At 56.5% G+C, this 1,484-nt stretch carries 1 protein-coding gene; it reads left to right on the forward strand.

All coding sequences use genetic code 11. The features are described from left to right. Positions 1–1,127 (forward strand): cache domain-containing protein (locus CW742_RS12780; protein ID WP_292420956.1); only part of this gene is annotated, 1,127 nt, incomplete at its 5' end. Between the last annotated feature and the right edge of the window lie 357 nt (positions 1,128–1,484).

Consider the following 1,484-nt stretch of genomic DNA (forward strand, 5'->3'; position numbering starts at 1 on the left):
ACATGCTCTATGCAAGGAACGGAACCGGCCTGCGGATCGACAGCCTCGAAGCGGCAAAAAAGGCCGGGCGTATCGGCGTTGTGAAAGATGACGTGCGGCACCAGTTCCTCAGAGAGAACCGGTTTACCAATATTGCAACCTGCGGGAGCGATGCCGAATGCCTGCGGAGCCTGATGGCGGGAACAACGGCCATCTGGCTTGGCAGCAGCGCGAATGCTGCCGGTATCGCACAAAAGGAGGGCATTGATCCCACCGCCCTCGAACCGGTCTACGCGATCCGGTCTGTGGAGATGTATATCGCGTTCAGCAATGATACCCCGGACAGCGTGATCCGTGACTGGCAGAATATGCTGGATGCAATGAAGCAGGACGGGACGTTTGATGCCATCCGGAAGAAGTACGGAATGGCCCCCCGCACCGCTGCAGCAGTACCGGCTTCCGCCGCAGCGCAGGCTGACCTTGCCCTGAATATCATGGCTGCGGAAACGGACGGTCAGCTGAAAGCTATCCTCCGGCCCTATGAGGTGCTGGCAATAACCAGTGAGGCGAAGTCCGGGGACTGGCGGAACGTACGGCCCCTGCTTGCAGCACTCGAAGGAAAAGAACCGGATGCCCGTACCTGGTACGCCCTCCCGGACGGCTCCTATTTTACCGTTGTCGACGGCCCTGCCAGCGCGAACCTGAAAACCCGGTCCTATTTCCCGGTTGTTCTCGCGGGGAATGAATCGGTGGGGATTGTGGTCGTGAGCCATTCGACCGGTAAAAATGCTGCCATCGTGGCAGTCCCGGTCGTCGCATCAGGCAGGGTCACCGGCGTTCTCGGGGCATCGGTGTACCTTGACACGCTGACCGATACGCTCCGAAGCGGGATTCCGGAGCTGTTCACTTTCTACGCGATCGATACTGAGGGAAAATTCGCCCTCCACTCGGACAAGGGACAGATCTCGCGGAACGTCACAACCATTGGCACCGGCTCATCGTTGGGGAAAGCCATCGCGACAATCCGTTCACAGGATACCGGTTCGGTGGAATATTCCGATAGCGGTGTGGATTATATGGCCCGGTTCCGGTCACTTCCATTGACCGGGTGGCGGCTCGTGGTCGCGTGGCCGAAGGCTGAGGAGTGAACGAAACAGTTGAAATAATTATGATTCCTTTTTTTTCTCGTTAAGCATCGTTGTATTTTTTTATGATCGTTAGAAGTCTATGAAATGTTTTCCAGCGATTGCCGCCCCGATGGCGGGGCGGCGTGAGCCCGTCTCCCGCCGCCGTTCAGCCTGCTTTCTTCCGATTTTCTGTGACTGGCAATTAAGACTGTAGCATATTGTCAGATTTACGGAGTTCTCTCTATTGGGTTTGTTATTCGGTTGATCGCGGACGGGCGGAGGGACGAGCACGGCCGCGTTTGCTCGCAATCGTTTTAAAGAAAACAAAGACGTTTTTAGGGTTTCGCCCCACCGTGAAGTACCCCCATAGTGCGATAG

This window comes from Methanoregula sp. (genome assembly GCF_002835825.1).
Taxonomy (GTDB): domain Archaea; phylum Halobacteriota; class Methanomicrobia; order Methanomicrobiales; family Methanospirillaceae; genus Methanoregula.